The sequence below is a fragment of the Photobacterium malacitanum genome (genome assembly GCF_900185615.1).
Lineage (GTDB): Bacteria > Pseudomonadota > Gammaproteobacteria > Enterobacterales > Vibrionaceae > Photobacterium > Photobacterium malacitanum.
This window is the reverse complement of sequence record NZ_FYAK01000001.1, coordinates 869,276-884,601: the sequence shown is the minus strand read 5'-3', so window position 1 is coordinate 884,601 and position 15,326 is coordinate 869,276. Positions and strand designations below refer to the sequence as shown.

The following is a 15,326-nucleotide window of genomic DNA, read 5'->3' as shown; positions in this document are numbered from 1 at the left end:
ACAATGGCAATCCATCCTCGTGCGGGTCAACGCGCTCAGCAAGAAGATATGCATAATATTCCAGCACTTGTTGCTAATTATTTTCTCATTGAGCCAAATATTACCGATCCGCTACAAAAAGTAGCATTTGGTACGTCTGGACATCGTGGTACAGCAGACAAAGGTACCTTCAATCAGCATCATATTTGGGCAATTGCTCAGGCTATTGCTGAAGTTCGTCTAGCGAATGGTTTAACTGGCCCGCTATTTTTAGGTAAGGATACCCATGCTTTATCTGAACCGGCATTCACTTCAACTTTAGAAGTGTTAGTGGCGAACAATGTTAAAGTTGTGGTTCAAGAAGGGCTAGGTTATACACCAACACCAGGCATTTCACATGCGATTCTTTGCCATAATAAAGCCCATGCTGACAAAGCTGATGGTATTGTCATTACTCCATCGCATAATCCACCACAAGATGGCGGCATTAAATATAATCCAGTTCACGGTGGCCCAGCTGAAAGTGAATTAACCACAGCGATTGAACAGCGTGCAAACGACATTATTGCTAACGGCATGGTTGACGTAAAGCGTGTTTCAATTACAGATGCTTTTGCGTCAGATCTTGTTGTAGAGCAAGATCTTGTAGCACCTTATGTTGCTGACTTAGCTAACGTTATTGATATTGAAGCAATTCAAAAAGCAAACTTAAAGCTAGGTGTTGATCCACTTGGTGGTTCAGGTATTGAGTACTGGCGTCAAATTGCACAGCACTACGCGCTAGACTTAACTCTAGTTAATGAGTCTATCGATCCATCATTCCGTTTCATGTCATTAGATAAAGACGGTGTTGTGCGTATGGACTGTTCATCACCTTACGCGATGGCAGGCTTATTGGCTTATAAAGATAACTATGATCTTGCTTTTGGTAATGATCCTGATTATGACCGCCACGGTATCGTTACTCCAGCAGGTTTGATGAATCCAAACCATTATCTTGCAGTATGTATTGATTATTTATTCCGCCATCGTAGTGGTTGGAGTGATCAAGTTGCTGTTGGTAAGACATTGGTATCAAGCGCTATTATTGATCGTGTTGTGGCAGCATTAGGCCGTGAACTTGTTGAAGTGCCTGTTGGCTTTAAATGGTTTGTTGATGGTCTATACGACGGCAGCTTAGGTTTTGGTGGTGAAGAAAGCGCAGGTGCTTCTTTCTTACGTCAAGATGGTACGCCTTGGTCAACAGATAAAGATGGTATTCTTTTGTGCTTATTAGCAGCTGAAATCACTGCGGTTACAGGTAAGAATCCACAACAATATTACGATGAGCTTGCTGCTAAATTTGGTAGCTCAGAATATGCGCGTCTACAAGCTGTTGCTAATAAAGAACAAAAAGCTGTATTGAGCAAATTATCACCTGAAATGGTTGCAGCAACAACACTTGCTGGTGAGCCTATTCTTGCTCGACTAACGCATGCGCCAGGTAATGGTGCCGCGATTGGTGGCTTGAAAGTAACCACTGAAAACGGTTGGTTTGCGGCACGCCCATCAGGCACTGAAGATATCTACAAAATTTATTGTGAAAGCTTTAAAGGTAAAGAGCATTTAGCCCTTATTGAGCAAGAAGCACAAGATATCGTTAGCAAAGTATTTAGCGATGCTGGTTTATAATTTAGCATTATAGCCAATACTAAAGACAAAAAACGCCCATAGTTCATTAAAGTGAACTCGGGCGTTTTTTTATAGCTGGCGATTATGCTGTGGCCAATGATCGGGTACGATGAACCACACTTGATTATTTTGGTCTATTGCTTGAGTCGGTACTTTAATCTCTGCAATATTAAGAGAGGTGATAAGTTGAGAAAATAGCGGTGGTGCTATCCATTGGCGTTTTTCAAGTGTTTTTAAATCTAATGTTGTTGCTTGTGAGCAATAGCACCAACGGCCCTTTAGGCTGGTCGAATTTATGAGTATATCTGAACCTGAGTGTGGTTCAGGCCAAGCATCAAATAATCGTCCCTGTATAATTAATCGGCGTTGGGTTGGGTATGGGTAATTGAGGTATTGAAAGGCAGGATGGTCGGTAAGTTGAAGCTGATGATCAACCATTCGATTCACTTTTTTATCTAAATTATCCTTAGCATTGGGGCCTGGCCATTGATGCTCAAAGCTGAGATAAAATTTAATCGCCACTTCCCAGTGTTCGATTTCATCGCTGCAATGATTATGCACTAAAAAATCAATGGCACCGACAGTCTGCTGTGATTGTAATTGGATTTCTTCGCCAATAAGACTGTAATCGGGGTGATGGATAATTAATTGCTGCCATAGCCACTGATAATAAAAACCTAATCGAGTGTTACCGTGATAACTGATATTGGTTGGAATAATTGCTCGTTTGGCAAAATTGCGCAGCCAGTTATCACTGATACTGTAATAACAGCTTGTGACAATATTGGGCATTATTAGTAGCGCATTAAAATCGGCATTGGTTTGATGATTAACATCATCTTTTTGTAACATATTGACACACCTCTCAAGGTAAACGTTTTCTTTTCTGTTTTTGACTAATGATTGACCTGATTTCTGTAGTATTCTTTCATTTATTGGATTAAAGTATCACTAGGTTTATCGGGTCAGGAGTTAGCTATGTACACGCAGTTTTCAGTGGCGAATATTATTTCTCGTCGTGTTTATACGGTTTTATTAGGATTAGTGTGTTTGCCGGTCCTGCTTTGTATGCCAGTGAATAAACGTACACGGTTAACCAGTTATATGTACCGTTGTTGGTCACAGACTAGCACTAAACCATTGTGGTTATCACGACTTGATTGTGGTACTCAGCGCCGTTAGTGATTTGATTGAGTATGACAATATCTTGTTGAAAAAGCTGCCGATGGCGGCTTTTTTTGTATTCCAGATCATGCATGAGTTAGCACTTGATTCGTTTTGTTGATTGAGATTGTCATTAAAGGCTGATATTTTTTGAATATAGAGTGTTGTTGAATCAATAACATGACGTTATTTAAAAAGGATGCACAATGAATAACCTGGCATTAGAAACTTTGTTGAATGATTTTCTATCACCACAGCTAATAAAAGATTATTGTCCTAATGGATTACAAGTAGAGGGTAAGACTGAGATAGCGAAGGTTATTACCGGTGTGACAGCTTGCCAAGCTCTGATTGATGCTGCAATTGCTGAAGGTGCCGATGCTATTTTAGTTCACCATGGCTTTTTCTGGAAAGGTGAGGCTGCTGAAATACGCGGCATGAAATACCGTCGTATTAAGGCGTTAATTGAAAATGGTATTAATCTCTACGCTTACCATTTGCCACTTGATGTCCACTCACAGGTAGGTAATAACGTTCAATTAGCACAGCGTTTAGGTTTGAGTGTTATCGGTGGTTTAGAGGTTGGTAATCCACGTTCGATTGCGATTTATGGTGATCTTGATACGCCCCTATCAGGCGAAGAATTTGCAGCACGAATTGCAATGGCATTACAACGTGAACCATTGCATATTGGTGACAATGCACCAGCGTTAATCAAGAAAGTGGGTTGGTGTACTGGTGGTGGTCAAGATTATATTGAACTTGCAGTACAGCAAGGCTGCGATGCATTTATTTCAGGAGAAGTATCAGAGCGCACCACCCATATTGCACGTGAATTAGGCATCCATTATTTTGCAGCAGGGCATCATGCAACAGAGCGCTATGGTGTGAAAGCACTCGGTGAGTGGTTAGCACAACAGCATGGTATGACGGTTGAGTTTATTGATATTGATAATCCAGTATAACTAATTACTCTGATGAGATTGATAGTTATATTTTTATTTTAAATAATAAAAAAGGTTGAGCTTTGGTCTCAACCTTTTTATTTTCTCGAACCTCGAACCTCGAACCTCGAACCTCGAACCTCGAACCTCGAACCTCGAACCTCGAACCTCGAACCTCGAACCTCGAACCTCGAACCTCGAACCTCAGTTACTCTCGTTCGTAAAGTGGCTTAAACTCACGTTGTGAATAACCGGTATACAGTTGACGTGGACGACCAATTCGGTTAGTTGGATCACTGTGCATTTCATTCCAATGCGCAATCCAGCCAATCACACGCGACATTGCAAAAATAACCGTAAACATTGATACCGGAATACCAATTGCTTTAAGAATAATACCTGAATAGAAATCAACATTTGGGTAAAGCTTCTTGCTGACAAAGTATTCATCTGACAGCGCAATACGCTCAAGTTCCATAGCAACATCAAGCAATGGGTCATCAATTTTAAGCTCTTCAAGCACTTCGTGGCATGCTTCACGCATAACCGTTGCACGTGGATCGTAGTTTTTATATACCCGGTGCCCAAAGCCCATTAGGCGGAATGGGTCATCTTTATCTTTGGCACGTTCAATAAACTCTGGAATATTTTCTACGCTACCAATTTCTTCAAGCATTTTAAGGCAGGCTTCATTAGCCCCACCGTGTGCAGGACCCCACAGTGAAGCAATACCAGCCGCAATACAAGCAAATGGGTTGGCACCAGAAGAACCCGCTAAACGCACCGTTGAGGTAGATGCATTTTGCTCATGATCTGCATGCAGAGTGAAAATTTTGTCCATTGCACGTGATACTACCGGACTAACTTCATACTCTTCACATGGCGTAGCAAACATCATATGCAAGAAATTCTCTGCATAATCTAGGTCATTTCGTGGGTAAATAAATGGCTGACCAGTAGTGTATTTATGACACATTGCTGCCAAAGTTGGCATTTTTGATAGTAGTCTAAACGCCGTTATTTCACGGTGAAGATCATTATTAATATCTAATGAATCATGATAGAACGCTGATAATGCACCGACCACGCCACACATAATTGCCATAGGGTGAGCATCACGGCGAAAGCCATGGAAGAAACTGGCAATTTGCTCATGAACCATAGTATGGCGGGTAACTGTAGTACGGAATTTTTCGTATTCAGTGCGTGTTGGTACTTCACCATAAAGGAGAACGTAACAAACTTCTAAGTAATCAGCATTATTGGCTAATTGATCGATAGGAAAACCACGATGTAGCAGAATTCCTTTATCGCCATCAATATACGTGATTTGAGATTCACATGAGGCTGTTGCTAGAAAACCTGGATCAAATGTAAAAAAACCGTTTGCGCCTAGTTTTCGCACATCGATTACATCTTGGCCCTCTGAGCCCTCGATAATCGGCAGTTCGATAGGTGCTTTCCCTTCTATATGAAGGGTAGCTTTCTTATCTGCCATAACAATCTCCTTTGTTATTTGTATAATCCTGAATCCGAAGCGGATGTATATTTGTTGTACCGCTAGGTGAGCCAATTGTCAATTTTTGTGTTCATCAATGTGCGCTTGTTAATAACTTTTCGTTGTTTGTGTTGTTTTTGTGAAATATGTGTTTAATGTCATGTAACTGAATTTGTTTTTGAATGTTGCGCTATGTATAGTGGGGTTGACATTTGGTTATTATATAGATGACATGTTGTTAATGAACTGCGATGGGAATGCGGTTGAAAGACAAAGCGATTATATTGCTCAACACTTTGCTTTTAATGGTAGCGTAGCATTTTTAAAACGGTTTCTTGATAGCTCACTATAGAAACAATCAAAGAGTTTAATAAAAAATAAAATGCTTCAATGAAGCTGAGTGAGCAAAATGTGAAAGTAAAGAAGCCTAGACCCGTCAACCTCGACCTACAAACAATACGCTTTCCTTTAACAGCGATAGCGTCAATTCTCCACCGAATTTCTGGTGTGATTACGTTCGTTTCTATTGCCATTTTATTGTGGCTGTTGAACTTATCATTGTCTTCCCCTGAAGGTTTCGCTGCCGCTGCCAGTATTACTAATAGCTGGATAGTGAAATTTGTGCTGTGGGGGATGCTAACCGCTCTGTTTTATCATATCGTGCTTGGTATTCGTCATTTATTGATGGATCTTGGTTATTTTGAAGAAATGGAAACGGGCCTTGCTAGTACCAAGGTAAGTTTTGTCATTGTGGCAATTTTATCTGTATTTTCAGGAGTATTAGTATGGTAGCCAATGTTTCTTCTGTTGGGCGAAATGGTGTACATGATTTTATTTTAATTCGTGCAACAGCCATTATTCTGACCCTGTACACCATTTATCTCGTAGGGTTCTTTGCTTTTGGCCCAGAAATAACCTTTGCATCATGGCAAGACTTTTTTGGTCAGCTAACGACCAAAGTCTTTACGCTACTAGCCTTAGGTTCGATTTTAATTCATGCATGGATTGGTTTATGGCAAGTACTGACTGATTATATAAAACCCGCCGCGTTAAGAGCGTGCTTTCAGTTTTTAATTGTCGCGATTTTATTTATTTACCTATTTTCAGGTTTCTTGATTGTGTGGGGTGTGTAGTGAGCATTGCTGTTCGTGAATTTGACGCTGTTGTTATCGGCGCTGGTGGTGCAGGAATGCGTGCTGCACTCCAAATATCAGAGCAAGGCTTAAAATGTGCCTTGTTATCAAAAGTCTTCCCAACTCGTTCTCATACGGTATCTGCACAAGGGGGGATCACTGTTGCATTAGGTAATTCACATCCTGATAACTGGCAGTGGCATATGTATGACACCGTCAAAGGTTCTGATTATATTGGTGATCAAAACGCGATTGAATACATGTGTGAAAATGGTCCTAAGTCTGTGATTGAACTTGAAAAAATGGGATTACCTTTTTCTCGATTTGATGACGGTAGTATTTATCAACGTCCATTTGGTGGCCAGTCAAAAGAATTTGGTGGTGAGCAAGCCGCGCGTACAGCTGCAGCGGCAGACCGAACAGGTCATGCATTATTGCATACGCTTTATCAGCAAAATATTAAACATCAAACCACTATTTTCTCAGAGTGGTATGCACTTGATTTAGTCAAAAACCAAGACGGGGTTATTTTAGGTTGTACTGCGTTGTGCATGGAAACTGGTGAAGTGTGCTACTTCAAAGCGAAAGCTACGATATTAGCAACTGGAGGCGCTGGGCGTATTTATGCATCAACCACTAATGCGCATATCAATACTGGCGATGGCGTCGGTATGGCACTGCGTGCTGGTGTGCCAATGCAAGACATGGAAATGTGGCAGTTCCACCCGACAGGTATTGCAGGTGCAGGTGTATTAGTTACTGAAGGTTGTCGTGGTGAGGGGGGCTATTTATTAAATAAAGATGGTGAGCGCTTTATGGAGCGCTACGCCCCCAATGCGAAAGATTTAGCTGGACGTGATGTAGTCGCGCGCTCGATGATGGTTGAGATCCGTGAAGGACGCGGTTGTGATGGTCCATGGGGGCCGCACTTGAAGTTAAAACTTGATCATTTAGGTAAAGATGTACTTGAATCGCGTCTACCAGGTATTTGTGAATTATCACGCACATTTGCGCATATTGATCCTGTTAAAGAGCCTATTCCGGTTATTCCTACGTGTCACTACATGATGGGAGGGGTACCGACTCAAGTGTCAGGCCAAGTATTAAAACAAAATGCAGCAGGCATGGACGAAGAAGTTCAGGGTCTATTTGCTTGTGGTGAAATCGCTTCGGTATCAGTGCATGGTGCTAATCGCTTAGGGGGCAACTCATTACTTGATTTAGTGGTGTTTGGTCGTGCAACCGGCTTACACCTTGGCGAAACCTTAGCTGCTCAAGCAGAAGCAACCCCTGCAACCGAAGCTGACATTGAAGCTTCTCTTGCGCGTCTTAATCGTTGGAATAATACCCAAGAAGGTGAAGATCCAGTTCAAATTCGTAAAGATCTGCAAACCTGCATGCAAAATAACTTCTCGGTATTTAGAGAAGGTGAGGCAATGGCTGCTGGGTTAGAAGAGCTTAAAGCGATTCGTGAACGTTTACAGCATGCGCGATTAGATGACACCTCGACGGAGTTTAATACTCAGCGAATTGAGTGTTTAGAATTAGATAACTTGATGGAAACGGCAATGGCAACCGCCATTGCTGCAAATTACCGCACCGAGAGCCGTGGCGCACATGCTAGGTTTGATTTCCCAGAACGCGATGATGTTAATTGGTTATGTCATTCGATCTATAACCCAGAAACAGAAGCGATGACAAAACGAGCGGTTAATATGACGCCTATTCATCGTGAAGCATTTCCGCCTAAAGCGCGTGTTTATTAACGGGAGACAACAGCGATGAAACTGAATTTTTCAATTTACCGTTATAACCCTGATGTTGATGATGCTCCACACATGAAAGGCTACCAGCTTGATGTGCCAGATGGCTCCGATATGATGGTGTTAGACGCGTTAATTTTGCTAAAAGAACAAGATGCAAGTTTGTCTTTCCGTCGTTCTTGCCGTGAGGGAGTATGTGGCTCTGATGGTATTAATATGAACGGTAAAAACGGCTTAGCATGTATTACGCCGTTATCTGCGCTAATGACCAGCGATACCATTGTGATTCGTCCATTACCTGGGTTGCCGGTGATTCGTGATTTGATCATTGATATGGAACAGTTCTACAGTAACTACGCAAAAGTAAAACCCTTTTTAATTGATGATGCGACATTGCCGCCTGCAAGAGAAAATTTGCAGGCGCCTGAAGATCGTGCGCAGTTAGATGGATTATATGAATGTATTATGTGTGCCTGTTGTTCAACTGCATGTCCATCATTTTGGTGGAACCCAGATAAATTTATTGGCCCAGCTGGTTTATTGGCGGCTTACCGATGGTTAATTGATAGCCGTGATACTGCAACCGATCAACGATTATCTGATCTTGATGATGCATTTAGTGTTTTTCGTTGCCATGGCATAATGAACTGTGTAAATGTCTGTCCTAAGGGATTAAATCCGACCAAAGCGATTGGACACATCAAATCTATGCTGCTTAAACGAGCAGTTTAAAAATATCGATATGTTAGTGAGTCGATGCAGTTTGCAGGCTCGCTAACGGGAATGCTCGGTATTAGACCGATGCCAATGGCGATAAATTAGTAGTTAAGGGAAAATAATGCAGAATAGCGTTATGAAGGCATGGCTTGAGTCTTCACATTTAGCTGGCGCCAACGCAACTTATATAGAAGATCTTTACGAGTTGTATCTTAGCGATCCAGAGTTAGTCGATACCCAATGGCGAGAGGTATTTGTCGATCTGCCGGTTGTTAATGACGTAGTTATTGAGCAACCCCATTCTCGTGTGCGTGATTACTTTCGACGTTTAGCAAAAGAGACCCATTTTTTAAGTGCTGTCGTTAATGATCCTGATGTTGATGCAAAGCAGGTTAAAGTATTACAGCTAATCAATGCTTATCGTTTTCGTGGCCATCAAAATGCTAATCTTGATCCGTTAGGATTATGGCAGCGCGAGCATGTTGCCGATCTCGATCCTGAATTTCACTCGTTAACTACCGACGATTTTGATGAAACATTTAATGTCGGTTCATTTGCGATTGGTCAAGAGACCATGAAACTCAGTGAGATATATGCAGCACTTAAAAAGACCTACTGTGGATCTATTGGTGCTGAGTATATGCATATCACCGATACTGAAGAAAAACGTTGGATTCAACAACGGCTTGAATCGGTCATGGGCACAGGTTCATTTACTGCCGATGAACAATTGCGTTTTCTTGATGAATTGACTGCAGCAGAAGGACTTGAACGTTATTTAGGCGCGAAATTCCCAGGGGCAAAACGTTTCTCATTAGAAGGTGGCGATGCCATGATTCCAATGATGAAAGAGTTAATTCGTCATGCGGGTTCACAAGGGGTACGTGAAGTCGTCGTGGGTATGGCTCACCGTGGCCGCCTAAATATGTTAGTCAATGTATTGGGTAAAAAGCCGCAAGATTTATTTGATGAGTTTGCAGGTAAGCACGGTGATAGTTGGGGTACGGGTGATGTGAAATATCATCAGGGCTTTTCAGCTGATTTTGCAACTCCGGGGGGTGATGTGCATTTAGCGTTAGCCTTTAACCCATCTCACCTTGAAATTGTGAATCCAGTAGTGGTTGGCTCTGTACGTGCTCGTCAAGATCGTTTAGGTGATGATATTGGTGATAAAGTATTACCGATTACCATTCATGGTGACTCAGCAATAGCAGGCCAAGGTGTTGTTGCTGAAACCTTTAATATGTCGCAAGCGCGTGGTTATAGTGTTGGCGGTACCGTACGTATTGTTATCAATAACCAAGTTGGTTTTACTACTTCAAATCCTCAAGATACCCGCTCAACAGAATATTGTACCGATATCGCTAAAATGGTACAGGCACCTATTTTCCACGTGAACGCTGATGATCCACAAGCGGTAGCTTTTGTAACTCGACTGGCATTTGATTATCGCCATGAGTTTAAACGTGATGTAGTAATTGATTTAGTCTGTTATCGCCGTCATGGGCATAACGAAGCTGATGAGCCTACAGCTACGCAACCATTGATGTATCAAAAAATCAAAAAACACCCAACGCCACGCAAGTTATATGCTGATTATTTAACTGAAATCGGTGCATTTGGATTAGATGTCGCAACGGGGTTGGTTAATGAATACCGTGATGCATTAGATCGTGGTGAGTGTGTGGTTAAAGAGTGGCGACCAATGAAACTGCATTCGGTTGATTGGGCTCCATATTTAGGCCACGATTGGACTGTTGATTGGAAAAGCAAAGTTGACGAACAGCGTTTAAAAGAGTTAGGTACGCGCTTATGCCAGTATCCAACTAGTCATCAGCTACAAAGCCGAGTGCAAAAAATCTATACCGACCGCTTAGCGATGATTGCTGGTGAAAAAGCTTTTGATTGGGGTATGGCTGAGAATTTAGCTTATGCAACATTGGTTGATGATGGTCATCGTATTCGTATTACAGGTCAAGATTCAGGTCGAGGAACATTTTTCCATCGCCATGCAGTGCTACACAACCAACAAGATGCCAGTACCTATATTCCATTAACTCACATTCATAATGGTCAGGGGCCATTTGAAGTGATTGATTCAGTATTATCAGAAGAAGCGGTATTAGCATTTGAATACGGTTATGCAACCGCAGAGCCAAGTGGATTAACGATTTGGGAAGCGCAATTTGGTGATTTTGCTAATGGCGCCCAAGTAGTGGTTGACCAGTTTATTAGTTCTGGTGAGCAAAAGTGGGGCCGTATGTGTGGCTTAACTATGCTATTGCCACATGGCTATGAAGGCCAAGGTCCTGAGCATTCATCTGCACGTCTTGAGCGTTATCTACAATTATGTGCTGAGCAAAATATGCAAGTAGTCGTGCCATCAACGCCAGCGCAAGTCTACCATATGATTCGTCGCCAAGTTGTACGCCCAATGCGTCGACCGCTAATAGTGATGTCGCCAAAGTCGTTGTTACGTCATCCGCTATGTACATCGACATTAGATGAACTTGCTAATGGCACTTTCTTAGCGGCAATTGGTGAGGTAGATGAACTGCCAGCACAGCAGGTGAAGCGAGTGGTATTCTGCTCTGGTAAAGTGTATTACGACTTATTAGAACAACGTCGTAAAAATGAACAAACCGATGTTGCTATTGTGCGTATTGAGCAGCTATACCCGTTTCCAAAAGAAGATGTTGAAGCTGCGATTGCTGATTATCGTCATGTTACTGATTTTGTTTGGTGTCAAGAAGAGCCTCAAAATCAAGGTGCATGGTATTCTAGCCAGCATAATTTCTATTCTGCGTTACCTGCAGGATCGCTTTTACGTTATGCCGGACGACCAGCATCAGCATCACCCGCTGTAGGCTACATGTCTGTACATTTGAAACAACAAAAAGCGTTAGTTGAAGACGCATTAACTATTGAATCTCAAGACCATTCTAATAATTAGAACGAGAACAAAAGGACAATACCGATATGACAATCGAAATTCTGGTTCCAGATCTTCCGGAATCTGTTGCCGATGCAACTGTAGCCACATGGCATAAACAACCAGGCGATACTGTTTCTCGTGATGAGGTCTTGGTTGATATTGAAACAGATAAAGTTGTACTTGAGGTCCCAGCACCTGAAGATGGCGTGTTAGAAGCTATCTTTGAAATTGAAGGCACAACGGTATTAACCAAGCAGTTGATTGGTAAAATCAAAGTCAATGCTGTTGCTGGTGAGCCAACCTCTGCAGTATTGGCTGATGCTGAATCGTCCCCCAATAAACGTAATACTGCTTCGTTAAATGAAGAAAATAGTGAAGCCTTAAGTCCAGCTGTTCGCCGCTTATTAAGTGAACATGGCGTAGCTGCTGAGAAAGTGAAAGGCACAGGTGTAGGTGGTCGAATCACCCGTGAAGATGTTGATAACTATTTGAAACAAGCGGTTGAAGCGCCAGCTGTCACCAAGAGTGTTGATAGTCAAATTAAGCCACCACTCGCGCATCGTAGTGAAAAACGAGTACCGATGACACGCTTACGTAAACGCGTTGCTGAGCGTTTATTAGAAGCTAAAAATAGCACCGCGATGTTAACGACATTTAATGAAGTTAACATGAAACCTATCATGGATCTGCGTAAACAATATAAAGATGTGTTTGAGCAGCGCCATGGTATTCGTCTTGGCTTTATGTCGTTTTATGTTAAGGCTGTTGTTGAAGCATTGAAGCGTTACCCAGAAGTTAATGCGTCAATTGATGGCGATGATATTGTTTATCATAATTTTTTCGATATCAGTATTGCTGTCTCAACACCACGTGGTTTAGTTACCCCTGTGTTACGAGATTGTGATAAGTTAAGTTTGGCTGAAATTGAAAAAGGTATTCGCGATTTAGCAATTAAAGGCCGTGATGGCAAGTTAACTGTTGATGATCTTATTGGCGGTAACTTTACTATCACCAATGGTGGTGTGTTTGGGTCGTTAATGTCGACGCCGATTATTAACCCGCCACAAGCAGCTATTTTAGGTATGCATAAAATTCAAGACCGCCCAATGGCAGTTAATGGTCAAGTTGAAATTTTACCTATGATGTACCTAGCACTTTCTTATGATCATCGTTTAGTTGATGGTCGTGAGTCTGTTGGCTATTTAGTCACAATTAAAGAGCTACTTGAAGATCCAACACGTCTATTACTGGACGTATAAGTACCAAAAGAGTTAGCCGAGTAAATGCTCATTATTCGGTTAACTTTCTTCTCTGCAAAGGGAACAGTAAACACGGACAATGATGAAGAGATATCAAAGAATATCTCAAATGGATTTAACAAGTCCCAAAGGGATAAAAACGGATAGAACATTATGAATTTGCACGAGTATCAAGCAAAACAACTATTCGCCGAATATGGTTTACCTGTGCCTGAAGGCTATGCTTGTGACACTCCACAAGAAGCGGCAGCGGCGGCAGGTAAAATTGGCGGTGAAAAATGGGTTGTAAAATGTCAGGTTCATGCTGGTGGTCGAGGCAAGGCTGGCGGTGTTGAATTACATGACAATAAAGAAGGCATTAAACAATTTGCGCAACATTGGTTGGGTAAGAACTTAGTGACTTATCAGACGGATGCTGCAGGACAACCAGTGACTAAGGTATTGGTTGAAGCGGCTTCTAGTATTGCTAATGAGTTATATCTTGGTGCGGTTGTGGATCGTAGTTCACAACGTATTGTTTTCATGGCATCAACAGAAGGTGGCGTAGAGATTGAAAAAGTTGCACAAGAGACGCCGCATCTTATTCATAAAGCAGCCATTGATCCGTTAGTTGGCCCGCAACCTTATCAAGGACGTGAGTTAGCCTTTAAACTGGGTTTGCAAGGCGATCAAGTTAAGCAATTTACTAAAATATTTCTCGGGCTTGGCAATATGTTCGCTGAGTGTGATTTAGCGTTGCTTGAAGTTAACCCACTAATTATTACTCAAGAAGGCACATTGGTGTGTCTGGACGGTAAAATTAATATTGATGCTAATGCATTATATCGTCAGCCTAAATTACGCCAAATGCATGATCCATCTCAAGAAGATGAGCGTGAAGCTCATGCTGCACAATGGGAACTTAATTATGTAGCCCTTGACGGTAATATTGGTTGTATGGTCAATGGCGCAGGTTTGGCAATGGGTACCATGGATATTGTTAACCTTCATGGTGGACAACCAGCAAACTTCCTTGATGTTGGCGGCGGTGCAACCAAAGAGCGGGTGACAGAAGCCTTCAAAATTATTCTTTCAGATAGCAATGTTAAAGCCGTTTTAGTGAATATTTTTGGTGGCATAGTTCGCTGTGATCTTATCGCTGAAGGTATTATTGGTGCGATTGCTGAAGTGGGTGTGAAAGTACCCGTTGTGGTTCGGCTTGAAGGTAACAATGCTGAAGTCGGTGCTGCAAAACTGGCTGATAGTGGCCTCAATATTATCGCTGCGACGTCGCTAACTGAAGCCGCAGAGAAAGTCGTTGCTGCCGCGGAGGGTAAATAATGTCAGTACTTATTAATAAACAGACTAAAGTCATTTGCCAAGGTTTTACCGGCGGACAAGGTACATTTCATTCAGAGCAAGCGCTTGCTTATGGCACGCAATTAGTCGGTGGTGTTTCACCGGGTAAAGGTGGAACGACTCATTTAGGTTTACCAGTATTTAATACCGTCCGTGATGCGGTCAAAACAACGGGTGCTACTGCTACTGTCATTTATGTGCCTGCACCATTTTGTAAAGATGCGATTCTAGAGGCTATTGATGCTGGTATAGAGCTAATTGTAACGATTACTGAAGGCATACCAACCTTAGATATGTTGGATGTTAAAGTACGTTTAGATGCGGCTGGTGTACGAATGATAGGCCCAAACTGTCCCGGAATTATTACTCCTGATGAATGTAAAATTGGCATTATGCCTGGTCATATTCATAGAGCGGGTAAAGTGGGTATCGTTTCACGGTCAGGCACATTGACCTATGAAGCGGTAAAACAAACAACCGATGAAGGCTTTGGTCAATCAACGTGTGTGGGTATCGGTGGTGATCCAATTCCGGGTTCAAACTTCATTGATATTCTAGAAATGTTTGAAAAAGATCCAGCCACAGAAGCGATTGTAATGATCGGTGAAATCGGTGGTACTGCCGAAGAAGAAGCGGCTGCTTACATTAAAGACAATGTCACTAAGCCAGTTGTATCGTATATCGCAGGTGTGACGGCACCTCCGGGTAAACGTATGGGCCATGCTGGTGCCATTATTTCTGGCGGTAAAGGTACTGCAGATGAAAAATTTGCAGCATTGGAAGCGGCTGGGGTTAAAACGGTACAAAGTTTAGCCGATATTGGTAAAGCATTACGCGAAGTGACTGGCTGGTAAAGTTAATCAGCTTTTAGTGACTAGGATATATCGATAAAAAACCCGCACTCCAATATGGCTGCGGGTTTTTT

13 protein-coding genes are annotated in these 15,326 nt (G+C 42.1%); 11 read left to right on the top strand and 2 right to left on the bottom strand.

Annotation, left to right across the window (positions count from 1 at the left end; all coding sequences use genetic code 11):
* The first annotated feature begins 3 nt into the window (after positions 1-3).
* The gene (gene pgm, locus PMAL9190_RS03930) at positions 4-1,650 is read left to right on the top strand and encodes a phosphoglucomutase (alpha-D-glucose-1,6-bisphosphate-dependent) (RefSeq protein WP_087819380.1); all 1,647 of its coding nucleotides are present in this window, start codon (positions 4-6) and stop codon (positions 1,648-1,650) included.
* Between the two features lie 69 nt (positions 1,651-1,719).
* On the opposite strand, the gene PMAL9190_RS03925 is transcribed toward pgm, so the two are convergent.
* Positions 1,720-2,502 carry a DUF1853 family protein gene (locus PMAL9190_RS03925; RefSeq protein WP_087844006.1) on the bottom strand — a complete coding sequence of 261 codons (783 nt, stop codon included), beginning with the start codon at positions 2,500-2,502 and terminating at the stop codon, positions 1,720-1,722.
* A gap of 126 nt (positions 2,503-2,628) precedes the next feature.
* On the opposite strand from PMAL9190_RS03925, the gene PMAL9190_RS03920 reads away from it, so the two are divergent.
* Together PMAL9190_RS03920 and PMAL9190_RS03915 are read left to right on the top strand one after the other, a co-directional pair.
* Positions 2,629-2,832: a DUF2517 family protein gene (locus PMAL9190_RS03920; protein ID WP_060996985.1), complete on the top strand. Its 204-nt coding sequence runs from the start codon at positions 2,629-2,631 to the stop codon at positions 2,830-2,832.
* A 188-nt stretch (positions 2,833-3,020) separates the two neighbouring features.
* On the top strand, positions 3,021-3,779 hold the full coding sequence (locus tag PMAL9190_RS03915; protein WP_087844005.1) for a Nif3-like dinuclear metal center hexameric protein: 759 nt from the start codon (positions 3,021-3,023) through the stop codon (positions 3,777-3,779).
* Positions 3,780-3,966: 187 nt separating this feature from the next.
* Here the strand turns inward: PMAL9190_RS03915 and PMAL9190_RS03910 are convergent, their stop codons facing one another.
* On the bottom strand, positions 3,967-5,256 hold the full coding sequence (locus tag PMAL9190_RS03910) for a citrate synthase (RefSeq protein ID WP_087844004.1): 1,290 nt from the start codon (positions 5,254-5,256) through the stop codon (positions 3,967-3,969).
* 390 nt (positions 5,257-5,646) lie between these two features.
* Here PMAL9190_RS03910 and sdhC point away from each other — a divergent pair, with 390 nt between their 5' ends.
* The 8 genes from sdhC to sucD all read left to right on the top strand — a co-directional run bounded on the left by sdhC (position 5,647) and on the right by sucD (position 15,255).
* Positions 5,647-6,048 carry a succinate dehydrogenase cytochrome b556 subunit gene (sdhC, locus tag PMAL9190_RS03905; protein WP_087844003.1) on the top strand — a complete coding sequence of 134 codons (402 nt, stop codon included), beginning with the start codon at positions 5,647-5,649 and terminating at the stop codon, positions 6,046-6,048.
* Positions 6,042-6,389, top strand: coding sequence for a succinate dehydrogenase, hydrophobic membrane anchor protein (gene sdhD, locus PMAL9190_RS03900; protein ID WP_087844002.1), 348 nt, complete (start codon positions 6,042-6,044; stop codon positions 6,387-6,389). The genes sdhC and sdhD overlap by 7 nt, the downstream gene beginning before the upstream one ends.
* Positions 6,389-8,155 (top strand): succinate dehydrogenase flavoprotein subunit, encoded by a 1,767-nt coding sequence (gene sdhA, locus PMAL9190_RS03895; protein WP_087844001.1) that lies wholly within the window; start codon positions 6,389-6,391, stop codon positions 8,153-8,155. Before sdhD ends, sdhA begins: the two co-directional genes overlap by 1 nt.
* A 15-nt stretch (positions 8,156-8,170) precedes the next feature.
* Entirely contained in the window at positions 8,171-8,884 is a 714-nt protein-coding gene (locus tag PMAL9190_RS03890; RefSeq protein WP_087844000.1) for a succinate dehydrogenase iron-sulfur subunit, read from the top strand.
* Between the two features lie 106 nt (positions 8,885-8,990).
* Complete coding sequence (sucA, locus tag PMAL9190_RS03885) at positions 8,991-11,822, top strand: 2-oxoglutarate dehydrogenase E1 component (RefSeq protein WP_087843999.1); 2,832 nt, start codon at positions 8,991-8,993, stop codon at positions 11,820-11,822.
* A 26-nt stretch (positions 11,823-11,848) separates the two neighbouring features.
* On the top strand, positions 11,849-13,063 hold the full coding sequence (gene odhB / locus PMAL9190_RS03880) for a 2-oxoglutarate dehydrogenase complex dihydrolipoyllysine-residue succinyltransferase (protein WP_087843998.1): 1,215 nt from the start codon (positions 11,849-11,851) through the stop codon (positions 13,061-13,063).
* Positions 13,064-13,216: 153 nt separating this feature from the next.
* Entirely contained in the window at positions 13,217-14,383 is a 1,167-nt protein-coding gene (gene sucC / locus PMAL9190_RS03875) for an ADP-forming succinate--CoA ligase subunit beta (RefSeq protein ID WP_087843997.1), read from the top strand.
* A complete protein-coding gene (sucD, locus tag PMAL9190_RS03870) occupies positions 14,383-15,255 on the top strand; it encodes a succinate--CoA ligase subunit alpha (RefSeq protein ID WP_087843996.1) in 873 nt (290 codons plus the stop codon). Before sucC ends, sucD begins: the two co-directional genes overlap by 1 nt.
* Positions 15,256-15,326: the final 71 nt, after the last annotated feature.

Excerpts from the sequence above, each read along its gene's own strand:
- pgm (WP_087819380.1), top strand. The coding sequence starts at position 4 with ATGGCAATCCATCCTCGTGCGGGTCAACGCGCTCAGCAAGAAGATATG.
- PMAL9190_RS03925 (WP_087844006.1), bottom strand. The coding sequence starts at position 2,502 with ATGTTACAAAAAGATGATGTTAATCATCAAACCAATGCCGATTTTAAT.
- PMAL9190_RS03920 (WP_060996985.1), top strand. The coding sequence starts at position 2,629 with ATGTACACGCAGTTTTCAGTGGCGAATATTATTTCTCGTCGTGTTTAT.
- PMAL9190_RS03915 (WP_087844005.1), top strand. The coding sequence starts at position 3,021 with ATGAATAACCTGGCATTAGAAACTTTGTTGAATGATTTTCTATCACCA.
- PMAL9190_RS03910 (WP_087844004.1), bottom strand. The coding sequence starts at position 5,256 with ATGGCAGATAAGAAAGCTACCCTTCATATAGAAGGGAAAGCACCTATC.
- sdhC (WP_087844003.1), top strand. The coding sequence starts at position 5,647 with ATGAAGCTGAGTGAGCAAAATGTGAAAGTAAAGAAGCCTAGACCCGTC.
- sdhD (WP_087844002.1), top strand. The coding sequence starts at position 6,042 with ATGGTAGCCAATGTTTCTTCTGTTGGGCGAAATGGTGTACATGATTTT.
- PMAL9190_RS03890 (WP_087844000.1), top strand. The coding sequence starts at position 8,171 with ATGAAACTGAATTTTTCAATTTACCGTTATAACCCTGATGTTGATGAT.
- sucA (WP_087843999.1), top strand. The coding sequence starts at position 8,991 with ATGCAGAATAGCGTTATGAAGGCATGGCTTGAGTCTTCACATTTAGCT.
- odhB (WP_087843998.1), top strand. The coding sequence starts at position 11,849 with ATGACAATCGAAATTCTGGTTCCAGATCTTCCGGAATCTGTTGCCGAT.
- sucC (WP_087843997.1), top strand. The coding sequence starts at position 13,217 with ATGAATTTGCACGAGTATCAAGCAAAACAACTATTCGCCGAATATGGT.
- sucD (WP_087843996.1), top strand. The coding sequence starts at position 14,383 with ATGTCAGTACTTATTAATAAACAGACTAAAGTCATTTGCCAAGGTTTT.